This is a genomic window from Kineococcus vitellinus (assembly GCF_009906315.1).
GTDB classification, from domain to species: domain Bacteria; phylum Actinomycetota; class Actinomycetes; order Actinomycetales; family Kineococcaceae; genus Kineococcus; species Kineococcus vitellinus.
This window is the reverse complement of record NZ_JAAALL010000451.1, coordinates 1-2345: the sequence shown is the minus strand read 5'-3', so window position 1 is coordinate 2345 and position 2345 is coordinate 1. Positions and strand designations below refer to the sequence as shown.

The 2345-nt window shown below is 80.8% G+C and carries 1 protein-coding gene and 2 pseudogenes; all 3 read right to left on the bottom strand.

Features of this window, described 5'->3' with window-relative positions:
• Positions 1–560 (bottom strand): annotated as a pseudogene (locus GTQ99_RS22285) (hypothetical protein); the annotation flags it as partial.
• Between the two features lie 61 nt (positions 561–621).
• Positions 622–1236, bottom strand: a complete 615-nt coding sequence (sigM, locus tag GTQ99_RS22280) for an RNA polymerase sigma factor SigM (protein ID WP_166617866.1) — start codon at positions 1234–1236, stop codon at positions 622–624.
• Positions 1233–2345, bottom strand: a pseudogene (locus GTQ99_RS22275) (hypothetical protein); the annotation flags it as partial. The pseudogene GTQ99_RS22275 and the gene sigM, both read right to left, overlap by 4 nt.

The following is a 2345-nucleotide window of genomic DNA, read 5'->3' as shown; positions in this document are numbered from 1 at the left end:
GCGTTGAGCAGCGTGCGGTCACCGGGTTCGGTGGAGCCCGCGCCGGGCGTGGCGTCGGGCGCGGGCCGCCCCGTCCCCTCGTCGGCGAGGGCCTCCTCGCCGAGGTCCTCGACCGCCGCCGCGTCGGCGTAGTCGCGGCCGCTGAGCAGCACCTGCGCCTGCGGCGGCACCTCCTCCTCGGCGGCCGCCGCGCTCGAGGCGGCGGCGGAGTCGGCGGCGCCCGAACCGGCGCTGGTCGTCGACGGCGCGGAGCCCTGGTGGACCGCGAGCGCGGCGCCGCCGCCCACGACGACGGCGGCCGCGACGCCGGCGAGCAGCCGCTGCACCCCGCGCACGCGCCGCCGGCGCGCGGCCAGCGAGGCGACCGACGCCCCGGCGCGGGTGCCGGCGGGTGCCCCCGTGCGGGTCCCGGTGCGGGTCTCGGCGAGCGCCGCGGCCAGCGCGGCGTCCAGGCGGGCGGCGACGTCGGCGGGCAGCGGTCCCACGTCGGCGTGCGCGCGCAGCAGGTCGCGGACGCGCTGCTGCTCCGGCGACAGCTCGTCGGCTTCCTCGCGGCTCACGACGGCTCCTCCCTGCGCTGGTCCGCGGTGTGCGGCTCCGGACTACGACGTGCTGCAGCGCTCAACGGTTCCCGGTGCCCCCCCGGCCCTCGCCCAGCAGCCCGGCCAGCGCGGTGCGCCCGCGCGAGCAGCGCGACTTCACCGTGCCCACGGCCACCCCCAGCACCTGCGCCGCCTCGGCCACCGGCACGTCGTACATGTCCACGAGCACCAGGGCCGCGCGCTGGGCCTCGGGCAGCTGCTGCAGGGCGCGGGTGACGTCGAGGGAGGTCTCCACGTGCGGGGTGGCGTCCTCGGCGACGGCCGGCGCGGCGCCGGTGCGCGCGCTGCCGTCCCCGCCGGGGCCGACCTCCTCCTCCAGCGGGCGGGTCGGGCGCACGGCCCGGCGCCGGGCGCGGTCCAGGCAGGCGTTGACGACGATGCGGTGCAGCCACGTCGTGACGGCCGACTCGCCGCGGAAGCGGTCCGCGCCGCGCAGCGCGGACACCAGCGCGTCCTGGACGGCGTCGGCGGCCTCCTCGCGGTCGCCGGTGGTGCGCAGCGCCACCGCCCACAGCCGGTCGCGGTGGCGGCGCACCACCTCGCCGAAGGCCTCCGGGTCGCCGGCGACGTGGGCGGCGACGAGCTCGGCGTCGCTGCGCGGGTCGAGCGGCTCGCGGGGGCCCGCGCCGCTCACGGCGCCGGCGGGGTCGCGCCGGCGGGGGCGCCCACGGGGGTGCCCACGACCTGCACCTCGCCGACGACCTCGCGGAAGACGCCGTCGGTGGTGGGCAGCGAGGTGAACCACAGCAGCAGGTAGCGGGTGCGGACCGCGGCGGGCGGGGCGAGCACCTGCTGCCCGCCGGCCGCGGCGGCGGCCACGACGACGGAGCCCTCCACCCCGGGGCCGGGGGCGGTGCGCAGCTCGACGGTGCCGCCGTCGCCGCCCGCGCCCAGCTGCACGCGGGCCACGTCGGCGTCCGCGCCGAGGTCGAGCAGCAGCCCGACGCCGTCCTTGAGCCCGCCGAAGGCGGCGGAGTTGTAGCGCTGGCTCGCCCAGGTCGTCGCCGGGTCGCCGTCGACCACCAGGCCGGCGCTCTCCGGGGACTCCCCGTCCCCGGCGGGGTCCAGCGCGGTGACGGCGGCCACCGGCAGCGGCGCGGGCTCGGCGGCGGGCGCCGGCGCGGGCGCCGCGCTCGCGGGCGGGGAGGTCGCCGGCGACCCGGACGGGGCGGCGCTGGAGGTGCGGGGCGTCGCGGTCGGCACGTCGGGCACGTCGATGCGGCTGAGCTGCCACAGCGCGAGCACCAGCCCGACGACGACGACGACCCCCAGGATGCCCAGCACGAGGCGGGAGTCCTCCCGCGGCGGGCGGCCGGTGGAGTGCGGCCGGGCGAAGGGCACCGGCGGCTCGGCGTCGGGCACCACCTCGTCGCGGTTCTTCAGCCGGCCGCGGACCTCGGCGGTGGCCAGCTCGCCGCGCATGCGGCGCAGCACGTCCTGCCAGGTGTCCATCGACCACGGGGCCAGCTGCAGCGCGAGCTCCGCGGCGTCGCGCGGGCCGTCCTCGTGCGGGCCGAACGTCACCGCGCACAGCGTGTCGAGGTCGTTGGGGACGTCGGCGCGCACGTCCTTGGGCGGCAGCGGGCGGCCGTCCCCGCCGGCGGGGGCCGCCGGCAGCGCGCCGAGCGGGGCGACGCCCTCGGCGGCGGGCCAGCGCGCCAGCAGCCCGGCGTGCACGAGGGCCACCAGGCCCAGCGCGTCGGCGCGGTTGGCCAGCGCGGCGGCGCGGGCGGCCTCGGCGGA